Source organism: Campylobacter sp. GTC17093 (genome assembly GCF_055397635.1).
Map to the genome: position 1 here is coordinate 1,172,913 of NZ_AP038832.1, position 20,853 is coordinate 1,193,765.

20 protein-coding genes and 2 pseudogenes are annotated in these 20,853 nt (G+C 29.4%); 17 read left to right on the top strand and 5 right to left on the bottom strand.

Annotated features, from left to right (window positions below; all coding sequences use genetic code 11):
- Positions 1–31: 31 nt before the first annotated feature.
- Positions 32–1,459, bottom strand: a complete 1,428-nt coding sequence (glnA, locus tag ACZ5VL_RS06135) for a type I glutamate--ammonia ligase (RefSeq protein ID WP_464198117.1) — start codon at positions 1,457–1,459, stop codon at positions 32–34.
- 58 nt (positions 1,460–1,517) lie between these two features.
- The gene (locus ACZ5VL_RS06140) at positions 1,518–2,297 is read right to left on the bottom strand and encodes a histidinol-phosphatase (RefSeq protein ID WP_464198118.1); all 780 of its coding nucleotides are present in this window, start codon (positions 2,295–2,297) and stop codon (positions 1,518–1,520) included.
- A 119-nt stretch (positions 2,298–2,416) separates the two neighbouring features.
- Between ACZ5VL_RS06140 and ACZ5VL_RS06145 the strand changes: the two genes are divergently transcribed.
- The 16 genes and pseudogenes from ACZ5VL_RS06145 to ACZ5VL_RS06220 all read left to right on the top strand — a co-directional run bounded on the left by ACZ5VL_RS06145 (position 2,417) and on the right by ACZ5VL_RS06220 (position 14,073).
- The gene (locus ACZ5VL_RS06145) at positions 2,417–3,169 is read left to right on the top strand and encodes a chemotaxis protein (RefSeq protein ID WP_464198119.1); all 753 of its coding nucleotides are present in this window, start codon (positions 2,417–2,419) and stop codon (positions 3,167–3,169) included.
- Positions 3,166–4,425, top strand: coding sequence for a peptidase U32 family protein (locus tag ACZ5VL_RS06150; protein ID WP_464198120.1), 1,260 nt, complete (start codon positions 3,166–3,168; stop codon positions 4,423–4,425). Before ACZ5VL_RS06145 ends, ACZ5VL_RS06150 begins: the two co-directional genes overlap by 4 nt.
- Positions 4,422–4,916: a 5-(carboxyamino)imidazole ribonucleotide mutase gene (gene purE / locus ACZ5VL_RS06155; RefSeq protein ID WP_464198121.1), complete on the top strand. Its 495-nt coding sequence runs from the start codon at positions 4,422–4,424 to the stop codon at positions 4,914–4,916. Before ACZ5VL_RS06150 ends, purE begins: the two co-directional genes overlap by 4 nt.
- A 9-nt stretch (positions 4,917–4,925) precedes the next feature.
- Entirely contained in the window at positions 4,926–5,396 is a 471-nt protein-coding gene (locus ACZ5VL_RS06160) for a DUF3972 domain-containing protein (RefSeq protein WP_464198122.1), read from the top strand.
- A gap of 3 nt (positions 5,397–5,399) precedes the next feature.
- Positions 5,400–5,816, top strand: a complete 417-nt coding sequence (locus ACZ5VL_RS06165) for a GyrI-like domain-containing protein (protein ID WP_464198123.1) — start codon at positions 5,400–5,402, stop codon at positions 5,814–5,816.
- Positions 5,817–6,683 carry a glycine--tRNA ligase subunit alpha gene (gene glyQ, locus ACZ5VL_RS06170; RefSeq protein ID WP_464198124.1) on the top strand — a complete coding sequence of 289 codons (867 nt, stop codon included), beginning with the start codon at positions 5,817–5,819 and terminating at the stop codon, positions 6,681–6,683. It abuts the gene before it with no gap.
- Positions 6,661–7,395, top strand: coding sequence for a Nif3-like dinuclear metal center hexameric protein (locus tag ACZ5VL_RS06175; protein WP_464198125.1), 735 nt, complete (start codon positions 6,661–6,663; stop codon positions 7,393–7,395). Before glyQ ends, ACZ5VL_RS06175 begins: the two co-directional genes overlap by 23 nt.
- Positions 7,392–8,084, top strand: a pseudogene (locus ACZ5VL_RS06180) (zinc ribbon domain-containing protein); the annotation flags it as partial. The gene ACZ5VL_RS06175 and the pseudogene ACZ5VL_RS06180, both read left to right, overlap by 4 nt.
- 126 nt (positions 8,085–8,210) lie before the next feature.
- The gene (gene waaA / locus ACZ5VL_RS06185) at positions 8,211–9,359 is read left to right on the top strand and encodes a lipid IV(A) 3-deoxy-D-manno-octulosonic acid transferase (RefSeq protein ID WP_464198126.1); all 1,149 of its coding nucleotides are present in this window, start codon (positions 8,211–8,213) and stop codon (positions 9,357–9,359) included.
- Complete coding sequence (locus tag ACZ5VL_RS06190) at positions 9,343–10,095, top strand: pseudouridine synthase family protein (RefSeq protein WP_464198127.1); 753 nt, start codon at positions 9,343–9,345, stop codon at positions 10,093–10,095. The genes waaA and ACZ5VL_RS06190 overlap by 17 nt, the downstream gene beginning before the upstream one ends.
- A gap of 110 nt (positions 10,096–10,205) precedes the next feature.
- A complete protein-coding gene (locus tag ACZ5VL_RS06195; RefSeq protein ID WP_464198128.1) occupies positions 10,206–10,430 on the top strand; it encodes a FeoA family protein in 225 nt (74 codons plus the stop codon).
- Positions 10,430–11,161: a FeoB small GTPase domain-containing protein gene (locus tag ACZ5VL_RS06200; protein WP_464198129.1), complete on the top strand. Its 732-nt coding sequence runs from the start codon at positions 10,430–10,432 to the stop codon at positions 11,159–11,161. The genes ACZ5VL_RS06195 and ACZ5VL_RS06200 overlap by 1 nt, the downstream gene beginning before the upstream one ends.
- A 112-nt stretch (positions 11,162–11,273) precedes the next feature.
- A pseudogene (feoB, locus tag ACZ5VL_RS06205) lies at positions 11,274–12,530 on the top strand (ferrous iron transport protein B); the annotation flags it as partial.
- Positions 12,531–12,535: 5 nt separating this feature from the next.
- Positions 12,536–12,676, top strand: a complete 141-nt coding sequence (locus ACZ5VL_RS06210; RefSeq protein ID WP_464198130.1) for a FeoB-associated Cys-rich membrane protein — start codon at positions 12,536–12,538, stop codon at positions 12,674–12,676.
- Between the two features lie 18 nt (positions 12,677–12,694).
- Positions 12,695–13,831 carry an aminotransferase class V-fold PLP-dependent enzyme gene (locus ACZ5VL_RS06215; protein ID WP_464198131.1) on the top strand — a complete coding sequence of 379 codons (1,137 nt, stop codon included), beginning with the start codon at positions 12,695–12,697 and terminating at the stop codon, positions 13,829–13,831.
- A complete protein-coding gene (locus tag ACZ5VL_RS06220) occupies positions 13,828–14,073 on the top strand; it encodes a putative Se/S carrier protein (protein WP_464198132.1) in 246 nt (81 codons plus the stop codon). The genes ACZ5VL_RS06215 and ACZ5VL_RS06220 overlap by 4 nt, the downstream gene beginning before the upstream one ends.
- A gap of 23 nt (positions 14,074–14,096) precedes the next feature.
- On the opposite strand, the gene ACZ5VL_RS06225 is transcribed toward ACZ5VL_RS06220, so the two are convergent.
- Both ACZ5VL_RS06225 and mltG read right to left on the bottom strand, forming a co-directional pair.
- A complete protein-coding gene (locus ACZ5VL_RS06225; RefSeq protein ID WP_464198133.1) occupies positions 14,097–16,298 on the bottom strand; it encodes an NADP-dependent isocitrate dehydrogenase in 2,202 nt (733 codons plus the stop codon).
- A 61-nt stretch (positions 16,299–16,359) separates the two neighbouring features.
- Positions 16,360–17,355, bottom strand: coding sequence for an endolytic transglycosylase MltG (gene mltG / locus ACZ5VL_RS06230; protein ID WP_464200276.1), 996 nt, complete (start codon positions 17,353–17,355; stop codon positions 16,360–16,362).
- On the opposite strand from mltG, the gene ACZ5VL_RS06235 reads away from it, so the two are divergent.
- Positions 17,303–19,822, top strand: coding sequence for a YhdP family protein (locus tag ACZ5VL_RS06235; protein WP_464198134.1), 2,520 nt, complete (start codon positions 17,303–17,305; stop codon positions 19,820–19,822). The genes mltG and ACZ5VL_RS06235 overlap by 53 nt on opposite strands.
- A gap of 1 nt (position 19,823) precedes the next feature.
- On the opposite strand, the gene ACZ5VL_RS06240 is transcribed toward ACZ5VL_RS06235, so the two are convergent.
- Complete coding sequence (locus ACZ5VL_RS06240) at positions 19,824–20,840, bottom strand: RsiV family protein (protein ID WP_464198135.1); 1,017 nt, start codon at positions 20,838–20,840, stop codon at positions 19,824–19,826.
- Positions 20,841–20,853 lie beyond the last annotated feature (13 nt).

A 20,853-nucleotide genomic window follows, 5' to 3' on the forward strand; every position in this document is an offset into this window, starting at 1 on the left:
ACTTTAAGCTCCAAAAGGAGCTTAAAGTAAATTAGCAACTAAAGCAAGTTTTAAACTCAAATACTGTTGGTCTTTTTTCATAAGGCCAAACTTGACTTTTAAATTTAAAATGTTGATAAGCTTCAACAAAAGCATCGCTCATGATAGGAGCTAGATATAAATTATCACGGATTAGCGCCTCAAGCGATCCACGTAAAGTGTGTGGAAATTGCTCTATTCCTTTTTGTCTTATTTCATCAAGTGTAAGTTTAAATAGATTTTCATCCATTGGTCCAACTGGTTCTATTTGATTTTTAATACCATCAAGCCCAGCCATAAGCATGCTTGCAAAAGCTAAATATGGGCAAGATGTACTATCTGGGAAACGCATTTCAGCTCTTACTGATTTTTCTCCACTTCCATATGGAATTCTAACTGAAGCTGAACGATTTTGTGATGAGTATGTTAAGATGCTTGGAGCTTCAAAGCCAGGGATTAGTCTTTTATAGCTATTGGTGCTAGGATTTGTAAATGCTGCTACGCTTCTTGCATGGTGCAAAACACCACCTATATACCATCTTGCTATATCACTAAGATTTGCGTAGTTTCCTTCTTTATAAAATAAATTTTTGCCATCTTTCCATATAGATTGATGAACATGCATGCCACTACCGTTGTCGCCATGTATTGGTTTTGGCATGAATGTTGCGGTTTTTCCATTTAAGTGTGCTACCATTTTTACTACATATTTATATATTTGTACATTATCAGCTGCTTCAACTAATGTTGAATATTTAACACCTATTTCACCTTGACCTTGCGCAACTTCATGGTGAACAACAAATGTTTCAAGTCCAACTTGTTCTAAAACTTGAACCATTTCAGCTCTTAAATCTACCATAGTATCAACAGGTTGAACTGGAAAATAACCACCTTTTCTACCTGGTCTATGGCCTGTATTATAGCCATCTTTGTAATCTTTGCCGCTATTCCATCCGCCTTCTTCTGTGTCTATTTTATACATAGCACAGTTCATAGAGTCTATTATTTTTACATCATCGAATACAAAAAATTCATTTTCTGGACCAAAAAAGCATGTATCACCAATACCGCTTTTTGCTAAGTGTTTTTCTGCTTTTTTTGCAATTGATCTTGGGCATTTTTCATAAAATTGATTTTTATATATATCATAAACATCGCAAATTACCACTATTGTAACATCGGCAGTAAAAGGATCTAAAAATGCAGTTGGCACGTCTGGTATAAGAATCATATCTGATTTCTCTATAGGTTGCCAAGCATCAAAACTACTTGCATCAAAAGAAATTCCTTTATCAAAATCTTTTGGCAATCTTTTATAATTATAAGAAACATGGTGCCAAGTTCCTTTTAGGTCAGTAAAGCGAAAATCAACAAAAGCTACTTCGTGTTTATCGCAAAATGAGAAAAATTCCTCAATATTGCTTACAAATTTACCCATATTTGGTACTCCTTAGAAATTAATAGTCATATTGTATCATAAAACATAAGAATTAAATTTAAAACTCAATAAATTTTTTGTCTCTATTTTTAAAAATAACAACTTTGTTATATCCAAATTTTTTAGCTTTTGCTATAGCTTTATCTGCATTTAGACCAACTTGATCTTTTGCATGAGCATCTGAACCAAAGGTTATTGGTATGTCTAGTTCAGCCATTTGTTCTAAAATTTGATCACTTGGATAGAGTTCGTTTACAGGTTTTCTATATCCTGATAAATTTAGCTCAACTATCATCCCTGCATCTTTTATGGCTTTTAGGGTATTTTTACACAATATCCTGATATCTTTTTTTGGTTTAAAATTAAAAATTTTTATAAGATCAATATGTCCAACTATATCAAAATGACCTGATTTTGCCATATTTTCTATAGCTAAAAAATACTCTTTATAAACTTCATCAATGTCTCTATTTTTGTATTCGTCTATATATTCAGGATTATCAAATCCCCATGATTTTAGAAAATGAACCGAGCCTATTAAATAGTCGCATTTTGCTTTTAAAACTCTTTCATCCATATAATTTGGCAAAAAATCAACTTCATATCCTAATAAAATATTTATATTATTTTTAAATTTATTCTTTAAATCTAAAACGTTTTGTTTATATTGTGCCATATTTTCAAATTTCATTCTATAATCTTCATCAAATTTCATTGGAGCATGATCTGAAAATCCAAAAAATTTAGTTTTATTTTCTATAGCTTTTAAAACATACTCTTCCATGCTATCTTTAGCATGATTGCATAATGTAGTGTGATTATGTAAATCAACGATCATTTTTTTCCTCCTATTAAATATACAATATTTGTATTTTACATTTAAATTTTATATATTAAACAAATGTTTCAGCAAATTTTTAATATAATATGGAAGATTTTGCATTTTAGGAGTTTTTTATGACGCAAGAAGAATTAGACGCTCTGATGTCTGGTGGACTTGGTGATGATTCGTTTGAGGAAACTGGTGAAGAAGATAAGAATAATGAAGTAGCAGATGTTTCTAGCGAAGATATAGGTGATTCTACTAGCAAAGATGATGTAGAAGCTAATATGGACTATGGATTAAATAGTGAGGAGGCTAAAAACTACAAAATTAGTTCTACTTCTACTTGGCCACCACCACCACCAACTGAAGATCATAAAATGGTAAAACAACTTGATGATGTTACTAAGGATTCTGAAGTAAAAGCTACTGAAATGTTTGATAAATTAGAAACTATCACAAATTTTTGTTCAGACGCCGAAGCTTCGGCAAACGATGTTATAGAAGGGCTTGATTACAACATAGAACTTTTTACAACACTTAATGAAAAATTTCCAAATGTTGAAACATTTAAAGAGGCTTTAGAAAAAAATACTAGCCTTAAATCACAGATAGAAACTACTGTCAGTGATTTACAAATGGGTCAAGATGAGATAATGATGATAATGGATATGATGCAATATCAAGATATTCATAGGCAAAAAATAGAGCGCGTTATCAATGTAATGAGAGCACTTAGTAAATATATGAGTAGCTTATTTGAAGGTTCAATTGATGATGATAAGCGTGTAGGCTCTGCTATACATATCCAAGGTGATACCGAAACAGAAAATGTTGTAAGTAATGAAGATATAGAAGCGCTAATAGAAGGCTTAACTAAAAAATGATTATTCCTGAGTTATTGAGTCCAGCCGGGAATCTTTCTAAGTTAAAAATAGCTCTTGAGTATGGAGCAGATGCTGTATACGGTGGAATTTCTACTTTTTCTCTAAGAAGTAGGGCTGCAAGAGAGTTTAATAAAGACAGCTTTTATGAAGGTATTAAATTTACACATCAAAAAGGTAAAAAATTTTATGCTACTATGAATGCTTTTCCTTTTAATTCTCAACTTAAAAATTTAAAAACCTATATAGAACTTTTAGTTGATATGGGTGTAGATGCATTCATAGTAGCAACACCTGGTGTTATATCTCTTATAAAAGAAATTTCTGATAAAGTTGAAATTCATCTTTCTACTCAGGCAAATGTGATGAACTATTTGGATGCTAAGATGTATTATCAAATGGGTGTTAGTAGAATAGTTGCAGCAAGAGAGATGAGCTTAAAGGATGCTATAAAAATAAAAGAAGAGATTCCTAGGCTTGAGATAGAAATATTTTGTCATGGATCCATGTGTTTTGCTTATAGTGGAAGATGCTTAATAAGTGCAGTCCAAAGTGGACGCCTTAGCAACCGTGGAAGCTGTGCCAATGATTGTAGGTTTAAGTACGAACTTTATGCAAAAGGTGAAGATAACTATACGCTTTTTAGACTAAATGAAGATGAAACTGGAACATATATATTTAACTCAAAGGATTTGAATTTAGCTTCGCATGTTGAAAATATAATTAAAACATCAAGTATTGATAGTTTAAAGATAGAGGGTAGAACAAAAAGCGAGTATTATGTTGCATGTGCCACAAAAGCCTATCGTATGGCTATAGATGACGCAATTGCTGGGAATTTTGACGAGAAAAAGTATCAAGAAGAACTTAATACTCTAAAAAGTAGAGGATTTATGGATGGATATATCGTGCATAAACCTTATGATAGAAATGATTCGCAAAATTATGATAGTAATTTAGAAGATGGTACAAAAGAGGTTCATGCTATAAGTGAAGATGGAGAATTTTTCAAAACAAAAGGTAAAGTAGAGATTGGTCAGAGTTATGAAATTTTTATGCCTTTTGGTTCAAAATTAGAACCAACTGATAATGAATTAGGGAGAATTTATTTAAAAAATAATGCTTATTTTGTAGAGTTTAAAAAACTTGTTAGTGTAAAAGGTAAAGAATTTGAAGAAATTCATAGCGGAAATGAAAATCAGATAAAACTTCCTGTAATGCTTCCAAATTTTAGTTTTTTAAGAAAGGAAATAAAGTGAAATTTGTATCTATTTTAATGGGTAGCAAAAGTGATTATGAGATAGTAAGTGAATGCGCAAAAATTTTGGATAAATTTGATGTTGCTTACGAGATGATAGTAAGCTCAGCGCATAGAAGTCCAAAAAGAACAATTGATTATGTTATTAATGCTGAAGAAAAAGGAGCTCAGATTTTTATTTGCGCTGCTGGAATGGCTGCACACTTGGGTGGTGTTGTTGCAGCACATACTACAAAACCAGTTATTGGCATACCTATGAGTGGGAGTGCTTTAAATGGAGTAGATGCACTGTATTCTACTGTACAAATGCCAGGAGGAATTCCTGTTGCTACCGTTGCTATAGGTAAAGCAGGTGCAACAAATGCCGCATATTTGGCTATAGAAATATTAGCTTTAAATGATGAAAATCTTTGTGAAAAACTTCGAAAAGACAGAATTGCTAAAAGTAAAAAAGTTGAAGAGGACTCTTCTAGTATAGAAAAATTACTTTAAGGATAGGGCATGCAAACGTATCTTGAGATTGATGAGTTTTGTAAACTCGTTCATTTAGACCGTGAAGTGATCGAAAATATGATAGAAAAAGGGACCTTAAATTCCAAAGAGGAAAATGGTGTAATATACATAGAGGCATCGCAAGGTACAATGAGTATAATTCCTGCAGATATGCAAGTGCCAACTATCCAAAGTCCGGTCTTGCCTGGCGAGAGTTTTGTTGAAAAAACTATAGGAACTATATTAAATTTGCATGAGAAAGTTTTAGATGCAAAAGATGAAACTCTTAATTCTTTAAGAAGCGAAAATAAGTTTCTAAAAGATGCAATATTCTCCATGCAAGAACTATATGATGAAGATAGGAAAACAGTTGAGACTTTAACAAATCAATTAAAAATTTCGCAACAAGAAGTTGAGTTTTTAAAGCGAAAATACAAACTTATGTGGAATAAGGCTGTAGAGAATTTTAAAGAAAAGTAATTTATGTATTTTGTAGATGATTTGGAAGAATTTGAAATTTATGGTCTTAGTGCTAAAACTTCAAATTTAGGCGAAACAAAAGCACCAAAAATTGCGCCATTATGGGATAAATTTTTACAAAATTATGACTTAGAAAGCGAAATTTATTGTACTTATAGCGATTATGAAAGCGATGTAAATGGAGAATATATTTTTTGTATAGGTACAAAATCCCAGTCTTCTTTGGATTTAAATATATCAAAAGTAAGTAGCGGTAAATATGCAGTTTTTACTTCTAAATTTGAAAACGGTAGTGATACTTTAAATTTATGGAAACAGATATGGAGTTTTTTTGAAAGTTCAAATTTGAAAAGAGCTTATAAAACAGATTTCGAAAGATATTTTAATGGGAATTTAGAAATTTATATAGGGATAAAATGAATGACATTTTCAGAGATTATTTTAACATTACAAAAATACTGGCATGAACAAGGATGTTTGATTGTTCAGCCTTATGATATGCCAGCAGGTGCTGGAACATATCATCAAGCTACATTTTTACGTTCTTTAGGTTCTAAACCATGGAATGTTGCTTATGTAGCACCAAGCCGCCGTCCAACAGATGGAAGATATGGGGAAAATCCAAATAGACTTGGAAGCTACTATCAGTTTCAAGTCATAATGAAACCAAATCCATCAAATTTGCAAGAGCTTTATCTAAAAAGCTTGGAGGTATTGGGACTTGATCTTAAAAAACATGATATAAGGTTTATAGAAGATAACTGGGAGAGCCCAACTCTTGGTGCTTGGGGACTTGGTTGGGAAGTTTGGTTAGATGGTATGGAAATTACTCAATTTACCTACTTTCAACAAGTTGGAGGAATTTCTTGCGATAAGATAAGTGGCGAAGTTACTTATGGTTTAGAGCGACTAGCAATGTATCTTCAAGATGTAGAGAATGTTTATGACATAATTTGGGATGATAACAAAGGAAATATTGTAACTTATGGCGATGTTCATAAAAGAAGTGAGTATGAGTTTAGTGTTTATAACTTTGAAGTTGCTGATACAAAGATGCTTTTTTCTCATTTTGAGAGTTATTTTAATGAGTGTAAAAATGCACTTAATAAAAATATAGCCTTGCCAGCGTATGATTACTGCATGCTTGCAGCGCATACTTTTAACATTTTAGATGCAAGAGGTGTTATTAGTGTAACTCAAAGACAAGAATATATTTTAAAAATTCGTGAATTAGCCAAATCATGTGCAATAGCGTATTTAGAAAATGAAAATAGAGCAAATTTATAGTATATTAGATGAGATAGCTCCATTTTGTGACCAAGAAAAGTGGGATAACTCTGGTCTTCAAATAGGCTCTATGAAAAGTGAGTTTAATGAGATTTATTTAAGTCTTGATATAGATAGTAAGATGATAGATAAGCTTAATAAAAATTCACTTCTTATTACTCATCATCCGCTTATATTTAGTGGATTAAAGAGCATAAATACCAATTCTTATCCATCAAATATCATAACAAAAATGCTTAAAAAAAACATATCATTGATATCAATGCATACAAATTTTGACAAACATGCGCTAAATAAATTTGTAGCAACACAGATTTTAGGCTATAGGATAAATAAGATAGAAGATTTTGTGATATTTTTTGATATAAAATCTAGTTTTGATAATCTTTTAAATGATGTGGCACGAAAACTAAATATAAAAAATCTTAAATATGTAAAAGCAAAACAAAGTGTTTGTAGGGTTGGATTTTGCACAGGAAGTGGTTCTGAGCTTATAAAAGACATAGATGTGGATTGTTTTATAACAGGAGACATAAAGTATCATACAGCTTTAGAGTGTTATGAAAATGGTATATCTCTGATAGATATAAGACACTATGAAAGTGAGCGATATTTTGGGGCTTGCATTAAAGAACTATTGCAAAAAAAACAAATAATAGGTATAATTAAAGATTCAATTAACCCATTTAATTACTACGAAGGAAAATTATGAATGTATATTTACAACAGCTAGTCGAACTTTCTAAAATAGACACTCAAATAGACAGTTTTGAGCCAAGACTAAAAAAAGCACAAAAAGATCTTATACAAAAACAAGATGAGTCTAAAGAAGTTGATGAAAAGATAGAAAATATTACAAATGAAATAAAAGATATCAATTCTCAACAAACACAAACAAATGCCCATATAGCTGAGTTTGCGGCAAAGATAAAAGATATATCTAAAAAATCATCTCAAGTAAAAACAGATAGAGAAAGTAAGGCTTTAAAAATAGAAGAAGATGTTACAAAAGAACAACTTGATGCAGCAAATGATGATATGCAAAAATATGAAAAACTTATAGAAAATAGAAATGCTCTAAAAGATGAGCTAGAAGCTAAGAAAAAAGAGATTTTAAAAGATATAGAGGCATTAGAAAATAACTCAAAAAATGAGATAGAAAATATAGAAAAAGATAGAAAAAAGATTTATGATAAAAAAGATAAATTAATTGGTGACATGAATCAAAAAATACTATCTTTTTATGAGAAAGTTCGTAAATGGGCTGGTAATACTTCTGTAGTTGAGGTTAAAAAACAAGCATGTTACGGATGCTTTATGAAGATAAATGACAAGACTTACGCATCTGTTTTGAAAGGCGATGATATCATAACTTGTCCACATTGTGGAAGAATACTTTATATAAATGAAGTGCACGATGCACCGCTTGATCAACAAGAAATAACTCAAAAAGAAAGTAAGCCAAAAAAAGCATCTTCTAAAGCAAAAGCCAAAGAAGTTGAACAAGAAGAGTAATAAGAAAAACTTGTGATATACTCTTTTTTTGCTTTTATACTTTGGATAGTTTGCGTACCGTTTTTATGTGTGCTATCCTTTAAAAAAAAGTATCAAAAGAGTATACCTGCTAGATTTTTTTTATATAAAAACAAGCCCTTAAAATATTCAGAGGTTCATTTCCATCTTTGTAGCTACGGCGAAGTTAGTGCTTGCGCACCGCTTTTAAAAGAATTTACAAACTTAGCTGTAACTACCATAACAAATACTGGGTATGAGCTTGCTAAAAAATTTACTTTAAATTTGGCATTTTTACCTTACGAAGCATTTTTACCTTTTTGGTTAAATAAAAGTAAAGTTGTTGTTGTATTTGAAGCTGAGCTTTGGTTAAATTTAGTAAGAAGTGCTAAAAAAAATGGCTCTTATGTGATTTTATTAAACGCTCGCATAAGCGATAAGTCTTATCATAGATATCTAAAAGCAAAGTTTTATTACAAGAAAGTTTTTGAATATATTGATCTAGTGCTTGCACAAAGCGAAAATGATAAAAAAAGACTTGAAGATATTGGGGCAAAAAATGTTCAAGTTGTGGGAAATATTAAAAGTGCAAATTTGAGCACTCCAAATAAAATTTATAAAAAATCAAATGAAAAATTAATTTGTATGGCAAGCACTCATGAAGGTGAAGAAGATTTAATACTAAAAAATTTATATCTAAAAGAAAATGAAAGTGTAATTTTAGCTCCAAGACACCCAGAAAGGTTCGAAAAAGCTGATAAAATATTTTCTTCTTGGGCAAAAGAAAGAAATTTGAGTTATGAGAAATTTTCCCAAAACTTGGGTTTAAAATCGCGTTGTATTTTGCTTGATACTTTAGGGGAACTTATAAATTTTTATAGTATTTGTGATATAGTAATTCTTGGTGGAAGTTTTATAAAAGGCATTGGTGGGCATAATCCTATAGAAGTGGCTCAGTTTGAAAAAGTGCTCATAAATGGAAAATTTATAGAAAATCAAAAAGCACTTTTTGCCAGTGTAGAAAACGTTTATTTTTTAGATGCTAGTGAATTAGAAAAAATAATTCATCAAGCTTTAAAACCTAGTTTTATAAAAGATAAGTGTGATTTAAATGTGATAAAAAATATAGTAAAAGAAAAGATTCAAAATGGAAAAAGCATATAAACTTCTTGCTTTGCAAGAAAATATATCTAATAATGAAGCAAAAAATCTTATAGATAGTGGTCTTGTAAGTGCTAGCGGAAAAAAAATAGTTGTTGCTAGAGGTGAGCTTAGCGAAAAAACTGTATTTAGTGTACTGAAGTTGGCTAAGCCAGAAATTATTTTTGAAGATGAAAATATCATTGCAATAAATAAACCGCCATTTATGACAAGCGAAAAAATCGCAAAAGATTTTAAATTTACTCTTTTAAATAGACTAGATAAAGAAACAAGTGGCGTTGTTATGTTTTATAAAAATGAAGAATTCGGAAAAATTGCGATTAATGAGTTTAAAAATATGAAGGTTAAAAAAACTTATATTGCCATGGTAAAAGGTATTATTAGCGAAGAATTGCATGCAAATGAACCTATTATAACTATTAAAGGAAAAGGTGGGGCGTATTCTAAAATTTCACCTCAAGGCAAAACAGCGCTTAGTGATATATATCCATTTATGGTAAGTGGCAAAAAATCTATCGTAAGAGTTGATATCAAAACAGGTAGAACTCACCAAATAAGACTCCATCTTGCAAATTTGGGATATCCTATAATAGGAGATGAGAAATATGGAAAAAATAGTTCAAAAAGAATGTATTTGCATTCATATAAAACTGAAATTTTAAATTATAAATTTATAGGCCCAATGGACGGAAGTTTTAATGATTTTGGATTTGAAATGCCTAAAATTTTAGCTTTCTAATTATATTTATTTTCTTAATTGTATACTAAAATTGTAAATGATTATGATCTTAAAAAAAAATAAGCATCTTTGAGTATACTTATCAAAGTAAAAATTAAAAAGGAAATGTTATGACTCTTAATACTCTTAAAGATGGCGAATGTGCTATCATAGAAAGTTTTGACGTTGAGGATGATTTAAGGAAGAGATTTTTTAGTTTTGGTATGAGTAAGGGTGCAGAGCTAAAAAAGATAAAATCTACCTTAAGGGGCTCAACTATAGTTGTAGAGCTTAATAGAAGCTGTGTGATGTTAAGATCTGGCGAAGCTAGCAAAATCCAAATAAGGAAAATTTGATGTCAAAAAAGATAAAAATAGCCTTAGTTGGACAACCAAATGTCGGTAAGACTGTTCTTATAAATGCGATTTGTAATACAAATTTAAGAGTTGGAAATTTTGCTGGTGTTACTGTTGATATAACAAAAGCTACGGCATATCATAAAGATTATGAGATAGAAATAACAGATCTTCCAGGAATTTATTCACTAAATGGATATACAAAAGAAGAAAAAATCTCAAAAATGTATTTAGAAAACGAGGATTATGATCTTATAGTAAATGTTGTTGATTCTACAAATTTACAAAGAAATTTAATCCTTACGACAGAAATTATGCTAAATAACAAAAAAATGATTCTTACTTTAAATATGCAAGATGAGGCAAAAGAAGAGGGGATTGATATAGATATATCTATGCTAAAAGATCTTTTGGGTATAGAGAGCATTCTTATATCTGCTGATAAAAAAAGAAATTTAAATGAACTTTTGGATCTTATTATTAAAGTTTATAATGAACCGTTTAAACAAAATAAACTATATTTTTCTGATGTGCTAGAAAATGAAATTTTAAAAATTTCAAATTTTTTAGAAGAAAAAAATGACATAAACATTAAAAATTTAAATCTTACTACATTGCAAATTGCACAAAAACTTCTAAAGCAAGATGATAAAATATATGCTTTTTTACATGATAAAGCAATATTTACAGAACTAACGCCTATGATAAATGACTCTCTTTACTCATTATAACACTAAAAATAGCGATGAAATTTTCATGCAAGATAGTTTAGCATTTGTAAAAGGAATGATAGCTGAAACCGTTAAATATAAAAATACTGAAATAAAAGAGAAGAAAAATCCAGATGATATTTTGATAAATAAATACTTTGGTATGCCTATCTTTTTATTTTTCATGTGGCTTTTGTTCCAGCTTACATTTACTCTAGGGCAAATTCCTATGGATTATATAGAATCTGGATTTGCATCACTTGGTGAACTTATAAAAGAACACATACGCAATGAAACGATTGCATCTGCTTTAGCTGATGGAGTTATAGGTGGCGTAGGTGCTGTGGTGCTTTTTTTACCAAACATAATAATTTTATTTTTTGGTATAGCACTTTTAGAGACAACAGGCTATATGGCCAGAGTATCATTTTTGCTAGATGGTTTTTTTCATAAATTTGGACTTCATGGAAAAAGTTTTATACCTCTAGTTACTGGATTTGGGTGCTCTGTGCCTGCTTATATGGCATCTAGAATGCTAAAAAATGAAAAAGATAGACTTTTAACAATGTTTATTATAAATTTTATGAGCTGTGGTGCAAGACTACCTGTGTATGTGCTTTTTGTTGGAGCTTTTGCACCAAGTGAGCATGCTGGAAATTGGCTTTTTATTATTTATATATTAGGGTCACTTTTTGGACTTATATCTGCAAAAATATTAAGAATGACTGCTTTTAAAGGACCAGATGAGCCTTTTGTTATGGAAATGCCAAAGTATAGAGTTCCAAATTGGCAATTAGTATGGCTTATGGTTTATGGAAAAGCAAAAATGTATCTAAAAAAAGCTGGAACATTTATATTAGCAGCAAGTTTGCTTATATGGTTTGCTAGCAATTATCCTAAAAATGAGCAAATTTCTCAAAGTTATGAGACTAAAATAGAGCAAACTAGTGATGATGATTTAAAACAAAATTTACAAAATGAGCTTAGTAAAGAGCTTGTAGAAAATAGTTATCTTGGCATGGCCGGTCATGCTATAGAGCCATTTTTTAAACCTCTTGGATTTGATTGGAGACTTAGCGTATCTTTGGTGAGTGGTCTTGCAGCAAAAGAAGTTATGATATCTACAATGGGAGTTTTGTATTCCCTAGGAGATGATAAAAATGAAGAGAGCCCTGATTTAATGCAAACTATTAAAAATAGCATACCTCTAAATGTTGCAGTGGCATTTATACTGTTTGTAATGATTTATAATCCTTGTCTTGCGGCGACTAGTGTATTTTATAGAGAATCTGGCAAAGTTAAATATGTGGTTTATTTATTTATTTTTACAACTTTGGTTGCGTATTTGGTCGCTTTTATCGGTTCGAAACTATTTTTAATGTTAGGTTGAGTAAAATGGGAATATATGAAATAATATTTTTAGTTATTATAATTTGTGCCATACTTTGGTATTTTTATAAAACTATATTTTTACAAAAAGGTTGTGGATGTGGTTGTTCTTGTGATAAAAAATCAAAAAAGAATAAAACTAATTAAGTTTTATTAATATAATAAATGATATATCTAGATAATGCTGCTACATCTTTTCCAAAGCCAGAGTGTGTAAAAATAGCTCTTTTGAATATTCTTGAAAACAATGGTGCAAATGCTGGAAGAAGTGGACATCAGATGTCTATACAAGCTGGTAAAATTATCTTTGATACAAGATTAAAAGTGGCAAATTTAGTGAGATTAAAAAACCCACTAAATGTAGCTTTTACGCACAATGCAACACATTCTTTAAATTTAGCAATAAATGGAGTATTAAAAGAAGGTGATACTGTTGTAACTTCACCTTATGAACATAACTCTATAAAGAGGGTTTTAAATTTTTTAAAAGATAGAAAAAATATAAATATAAGAACTCTTGAGGTTGATAAATTTGGGCACATTGTAAATTACAAAGAGAGTTTAAAAGGTGCCAAACTTCTTTGTTTGATGCATGCAAATAATGTAAGTGGTGCCATTTTTCCCATAAGAGAAATATTTGCTGAGGCAAAAAAGCTAGGTGTTGTTACTTTGCTTGATGCGGCTCAAAGCATTGGAATAATTGATATTGACATAAAAAATGATTTCATAGATTTGATTTGTGCAAGCGGACATAAAGGACTTTTTGGCATACAGGGAACTGGAATTTTAGCCATAAATAAAGACTTTGATTTAAGTAATTTTACACCTTTTATGCAAGGTGGCACTGGGAGTAAATCAGAGCTTGAAATACAGCCTACTTTTATGCCAGATGTTTTGGAAAGTGGAACTCAAAATGCTCATGGTATAGCTACAATTGGTGCAGGAATTGATTTTATAAATGAAAAAGGTATAAAAAATATTTTTTCTCATGAAGTGGAACTAAAAGAGTTTTTGATAAAAGAGCTAGAAGCAATGAATGATTTAGTGATTTTAAAAGTTCCAAATGATTATAAAAGCATTTCAAATTTAAGCATAATATCAAAATCAAAGTGCATTTCCGATATAGCAAATAGACTTGATGAAAAAGGTATTTTAACAAGAGCTTCTCTTCATTGTAATCCAAGTACACATAAGTTTTACTCAACTTATCCAGATGGCGCACTTAGGATATCGCCTGGATTTTTTAATACCATAAAAGAACTTGAGGATACTATAAAGATACTAAAAGAGGTTTTAAAATGACAAGTGGATATATAACATTTCCAACAAGCGCGGGCGCATTTGCAACGGAAAAGATTTTAAGGGCTCATGAGATAAAGATTAAGCTCGTCTCAACACCTAGATTTTTATCTAGTAGTTGTGGTGTTAGTGCTTATTTTTGCGGAGCTAAGGTTAAGGATGTTGAAGATATTTTAAACGCATATGAGTTAGAATTTAGTATAAAAGAGTATGTAGATGAATATATAGAAAAAAGGATGCAATAATTTCTACATCCTTTTTATATTTATTAGTTATCTATAATTTCATTTAGAGTTTTACTAGGTCTCATAATATTTTTTATTTTTTCATTATCAAATAAATAATAACCTCCAACATCTACCGCTTTTCCTTGAACATTTGAAAGTTCATTAAGAATTGTTTCTTCATTGTTTTTTAAATCTTGAGCCATCTTTTTAAATTTAACACATAGTTCTTTTCCATTTTTTGCTAGGTTTAAAGCCCAATATAGAGCTATGTAAAAATGGCTTCCTCTGTTATCAAGTTCACCTACACTTTTTTTTGGTGATCTGTCTTCTTTTAACCATAAAGATATTGCGTCATTTAGAGTGTTTGAAAGTATGAGTGCATTTTGATCATTTTTAACTCTATAAAGATGCTCAAGTGATGCCCCAAGGGCTAAAAACTCTCCTAAGCTATCCCATCTTAAATGGTTTTCTTCTATAAGTTGGCTAGCTATTTTTGGTGCACTTCCGCCTGCTCCTGTTTCAAAAAGCCCACCACCGCTTAAAAGAGGCACAACTGAAAGCATTTTAGCACTTGTGCCAAGTTCTAGTATTGGGAAAAGATCTGTTAAATAATCTCTTAAAACATTTCCTGTTACACTTATTACATCTTCACCTTTTCTTATAAGATTAAGTGTAGTTTTTGCTGCATTTTGCGGAGCTAAAATTTCTAAGTCAAGATCTTTTGTGTCAAGTTTACCAAGATATTTTTTAACTTGTTTTATCATCACTTTATCGTGAGCTCTGTTTTCATCTAGCCAAAATATAGTTTTTGATTTTGTGATTTTTGCTCTATTTACAGCTAATTCTACCCAGTTTTTTATGACATCATCTTTAGCTTGGCACATTCTAAATATGTCACCTTTGCTAACTTTAAATTCAAAAATTTCTACATTTTTTTCATCACTTACTTTTATAATTCCATCATCTTTCATGATAAAAGTCTTATCATGGCTCCCGTATTCTTCGGCTTTTTTTGCCATTAGTCCTATATTTGCAACTGAACCTATTTTAGAAGGATCGAGTTCGCCATACTCTTTTAAATTTTCTATTACACTTTCATAAAGGGTAGCATAGGTTTTATCTGGTATTACGGCCATACAATCGCCATCTTTGCCATCTTTATCCCACATTTTGCCACCATTTCTTATCATGGCAGCCATTGATGCATCAACTATAATATCACTTGGAACATGTAAATTTGTTATGCCTTTAGAGCTATCAACCATTGCTATTTTTGGATTATTGGTATAAATTTCAGATATTTTTTGCGCAATTTTATCTTTTATTTTTGAATTTTTAAACTTATTTTCAAGATCTTTTAATCCATCATTTTCATTGAAATTTAATTCTTTTAATTCGGTTTTATACTCATCAAAAAGTTCTTTGTAAAAAACTTTCAGAGCATGACCAAATATCACAGGATCGCTTATTTTCATCATTGTAGCTTTTAGATGTAAGGAAAAAATTAGATTTTTACTTTTTGCCTCATCTATACATTTTTGTAAAAAATATTCGAGCTTATCTACGCTTAAAAATGTAGCATCAACTATCTCATTTTTTTGTATTTTTAAATTTTGTTTTAAGACTGATTTTTCTTGATTCTTTGATATAAACTCAATTTTTAAAGTATTGCATTCATTGAAGATATGAGATTTTTCATTTGAGTAAAAATCTCCTTCTTCCATGTATTTTACGCAAGTTTTGCTATTTTTATTCCATGAGCCTACTTTATGAGGAAATTTTTTTGCATAGTCTTTTACAGCTTTTGTACTTCTTCTATCAGAGTTTCCTTGTCTAAGTACTGGATTAACTGCGCTTCCTAAAACTTTTGCATATGTACTAGCTATCTCTTTTTCCTTATCATTTTCTGGATTTAGTGGATAAAGAGGGACATTAAAGCCTTTTGATATAAGTTCATTTATGGCTGCATTTAGTTGTGGCAGGGATGCTGAAATATTTGGAAGTTTGATTATATTTGCTAATTTATCGTTTGTTGCTTCACCTAAAATTTCAAGATAATCGGGTTCTCCTTCATATGGTTTTAGGTATTGTGAAAAATTTGCAAGTATCCTGCCTGCTAAAGATATATCTGCTAAAGATATGCTAATATCTGCTGTATTTAAAAATTTCTTTATTATAGGGTATAAAGAAAATGTAGCCATTGCTGGTGCTTCGTCTGTATAAGTGTAAACTATATCGCTCATAACATTCTCCTAATTTTTTAAATTTAATATTATTTTATCATTAAAATATTAAATAAATATGTTATTTTTGTTTGTTTATGTTATTTACATGGTCATTATATGATTTTGAAAATATATGTTTTTTGGTTTTTTTATCTAAAACAAAGTATAAATAGTTAGTTTTAGCTGGAAAAATAGCTGCTTTTATACTATCTATGCTAACAGTGCAAATTGGAAGTTCTGGTAAGCCTTCATATAGGTATGTATTAAATTTACTTGTATCTGATTTTATTCTATCAGCAGTTATAACATCATGAGAATAAATACCATAATTTAGTGTTCCATCCATTTGAAGTTTCATATTATTTTTAAGTCTGTTATAAATAACTGATGATACAAGTGGCATTTCTACTGAATTTGCTGCTTCTTTTTGTATGATAGAGGCTATGATTAAGTACTCATTCCATCTATTTTTATTAAAATCACCAAATATCTTTTGGCTTATTTCTTGGTGTTTTTTTTGGGATAAATTTATAAGATAATAAATTATATGTTTTTCGCTAATTCCTTTTGGAATTTTATAAGTTTCTGGAATTAAAAAACCTTCTTCTATCGGAGCGTTTTGCAAGTATTCGTTGTAAAGTTTTTCAAAATTTAAATCCAATTGTTTTGCTAAAAGATGCAAAAATACAACAGTTGTTTCCCCTGGTATTAGGGTTATTTCGTTCATTGCAGCTTTTGCTGTTGTTAGCTTATAAAGAAAATCAAATGTGCTAAGTTCATTTGATCCTATCTCTATCCATCCAGATTGTGGTTTGCCAATAATTGCTAAAAAAAACTTATCGATTTTATTTAGGTTAAAATTTCTATCTTGTAAATATGTTATAATCGTACTTATACTTCCTTGAGGCAAAAAAACAACTTTACTCGTGTAAATAGGTTTGCTAAGATAGATAGATAAAAAAAGGGCAATAATGAGAGTAGTTTCTAAAATCGTTAACACTATAGCTATTTTTTTATTTATTTTGCTTCTATCCATATTTTCCCTTATGTTTGTTTTGCAAAATGGAATAAATATCCAAAATTTGGACTTTAAAACTTTCCATATAGATGAATTATATATAAAATTAGATAAAAAACTTATTTTTGTTACAAAAAATGTAGAGATAAAAAAACAAATTACTAGTGGTGAAGATAAAATAGACATTCTTAGCTTAGGAAAAAAAATTAAGCTTTTAGATGTAATTTTTTCAAGAATAGCAATAGAAAATCTGCATTATGGTGATTTGAGATTTGATATGATGTTTGAAAATAATATGTTCTTTGTAGATATGCCTTATTTTCGTATGAATATGCTTGTTGATACTAAAGATGATAAGATTGTAGTTGATGTAAAAGAACTTGTATTTAAGGATTTTAATGCAACTTTTGTTGGCGTTGGAACATTTGATACTAAAAGCGGAGAATATGACTTTAGCGGTAATTTTAGCTCGTATGAGTTAAATGGAAATTTGATGTTAAAAGTTCAAAATGAAAAATTATATTACAATCTTTTTGATGTTAAAGCAGATGGCTTAGAAAAATTTTTACAAAAAATAGAAGATAACAAATGGTTAGATGAAGAGGTAAAAGAGTGGATATATGGTAATGTAGTAGCCAAAAATTATTTTATAAAAAATCTTAATGGAATGTTTGACTTAAAAACAAAAAATGCCTATCTAAATGATATACAAGGTAGTGCAAGCGCAAAAAACCTAAAGGTAAAATTTCATAAAGATGTTGAGCCAGTTTATGTTGATGATGCGAATGTTACTTTAAAAAATGGTGTTCTTGATTTTGAATTAAATAATCCAAAATATTATGAAAAATCTCTTGTAGGCTCAAAAATTGTCATAAAAGATTTATTTGGAAAAAATGCAAATGTAAATATAAATATCAAGACAAATTCTATGCTTGATGATAAAATTCATGAAATTCTTAAAGCCTATGACATAAAAGTTCCAGTAACTCAAAAAAGTGGTAAACTAAAAACAGACTTGCTTTTAAGTATTAGATTTAAAGATTCTAAAGTAAATGTTAATGGAAAATTTGAACTTGAAAATTCAAATATTGTTTTGTCAAATTCGCCATTTTATTCAAAACATGCGAGTATTATTTTAGAAAATGCATCAATTGTGAAATTAAAAAACTCTCATCTTTCAAATAGTTTTTTGGATGTAAATACTATAAATGGAGAGATATTTATAAATGAAGATAGAGGAAGTTTTGATGGTATTGCAAATTTAAATTTGCAAATAGATCAGCACAATAAAAAAAATGCAATAGTAATTGTTGAGCAAAAGCCAGTTCATTTGGATATGAAATTTAAAAATGATTCTACTACTTTAGATATTGCTGAATTTGCAACAAAAGTAGTTTTATCAACACCAAATGTTATTAGTATAAAAAAACTTTCAGATGTTATAGAATACTCTCCTCTTTTAAAAAATGTAGGTTTAAAAGGCGGGGATAATGTAGAAATAAAAACTGATGATTTTGAAAATTTTATGATATATGCTCAAAATCTCGCATTTGATTTGCCTTTTATAAAAAAAGATGGTTTAAAATACGATAATGATAGTTTTGAATTTGAAGTATTAAAAGATAGAGTAAAAGGAGTAGCAAAAAGTGATCTTTTTAGCTTTTTATATCAAAATTCTTTGCTTAGTCTAAATTTTAAAGATCTTGATTTTGTCTATAATGATAGTCTTAATGATAATAATAAAAATGAAGAAAAATTAGATTTAAAAATAGATGCTCAAAACTCAAACATAATCCTTACTGATAGCAATAAAACTATACCTTTTGATAGCTATCATGGCGATATAAAAGGAAAAGATATAGAACTTTTTGCTAAAAAAGACAGTGGAGATTTTTATCTGAGATCAACACCTCATAAGCTTGCTTTGGATGCTACGAATTTAAGCGGAGATTTTATAAATAAGCTTTTTAAGACTAAAAGTTTTGAAAAAGGCATGTTTAATCTTCATCTTTTAGGTAGAAATCCAAAAAATTATAATGCTGAAATAATAGTAACAGATACGCATTTAACAGATTATGTGTTTTATCATCAATTGTTAACTTTTATAAATACTGTTCCATCTCTTTTAATTTTTAAAACTCCTGATTTTAATCAAAATGGCTTTACTGTAAAAAATGGAAAAATTTACTTTAGTAGAAATGGAGAAGTTCTAAATTTCAAAGCTATAAATTTAACTGGAACAAGCGCAGATTTGGGTGGAAGGGGGGTTATAAATTTGCAAACCACTCAAATAGATATAGATTTAGAGCTAAAGGTTTTAAAAGATGCAAGTAGTATTATAGGCAAAATTCCACTAGTAAATCAAATAATATTAGGAAAAGATAGAACACTCTCTACAGTTATAAAAGTTTTTGGTACTCTTGATAATCCACAATATGAAACACAGCTTCTTCAAGATGCACTAACGACACCTTTTAACATTATAAAAAATACCCTAGAATTACCTTTTGTGATATTTGAATAACTTACAATATTTTTAAAAAACTTTCTTTTAAAAATTGTTTTATTTCATCAAAAGTAAAATATGCTTCAATTATTCCGGCTGAAAAAGGACCAATTTCATAAGGATTATAAACAAAAGTAATTCCGTAAGGAGAAATTGCAAAATTTGGCGAAATTTCCAAGTCATCTTGTTTTATATAAGCATAAACTTTTACCTTATCCCATATCATAGAAATTAATTTTTTGTCATTTGGATCTTTTAAAATATCTTCTAATTCTAGTTTTTTATCATTTAAATCTACTTTGTAATTTTTCATTGTATTATCATGAGCACCGCCACTATAAAAATATACATCGTTGGAAAATACTGTTAAATCCTCTTTAGTATAATATATATTTTCTATATTGTAAGTCCGCCTTATGAAAATGGGGCTATCAAAATTTACATTATTTGCTGAAAAAAATTCGTTATACCAAGCATTTATCTCATCTAAGTAGCTATTTTTTAGTAGATTTGCCATTTTAAATCTGTTCATTGATGAGTTTTGGTCTTTGAAATCTAAATCTTCGTATACAAAGCTTTTTTTGAACTTAAAATCTCTTTGTGATATTTGTTCAAAATTTGCAGTAGCTGATAGCATAATAAGGGAGTATTTTTTATCTAAAGTAGCATTTATATCATATGTCCTATTATGATCAAGCCTTATAAAGCCATCAAGATTTTTATCTGAAATATCGGCCTTTATGTAGAAATTTTCGTTTTTTGCGCTAAAGGTAGTTTTGTTTTCGTCTTTTTTAAAGACTGCATCTGAGAAATAATATATATTGCCTTGAGTAAAAATATGACCATAATATGAAGATTTTTTAGCATTTAAATCACTATTTTTATCATAATAATTTATATAAATTTGAGTAGAGTTTAAATCATTTGTAGCATTTGATTCTTTATAAACATAGCTATAACCATCTTCAACCATTATGTCTTCGTATGCAAAAGTAAAGTTTATGAATATAAAAAGCAGAATAAATATATTTTTCATCATTAATTACAAC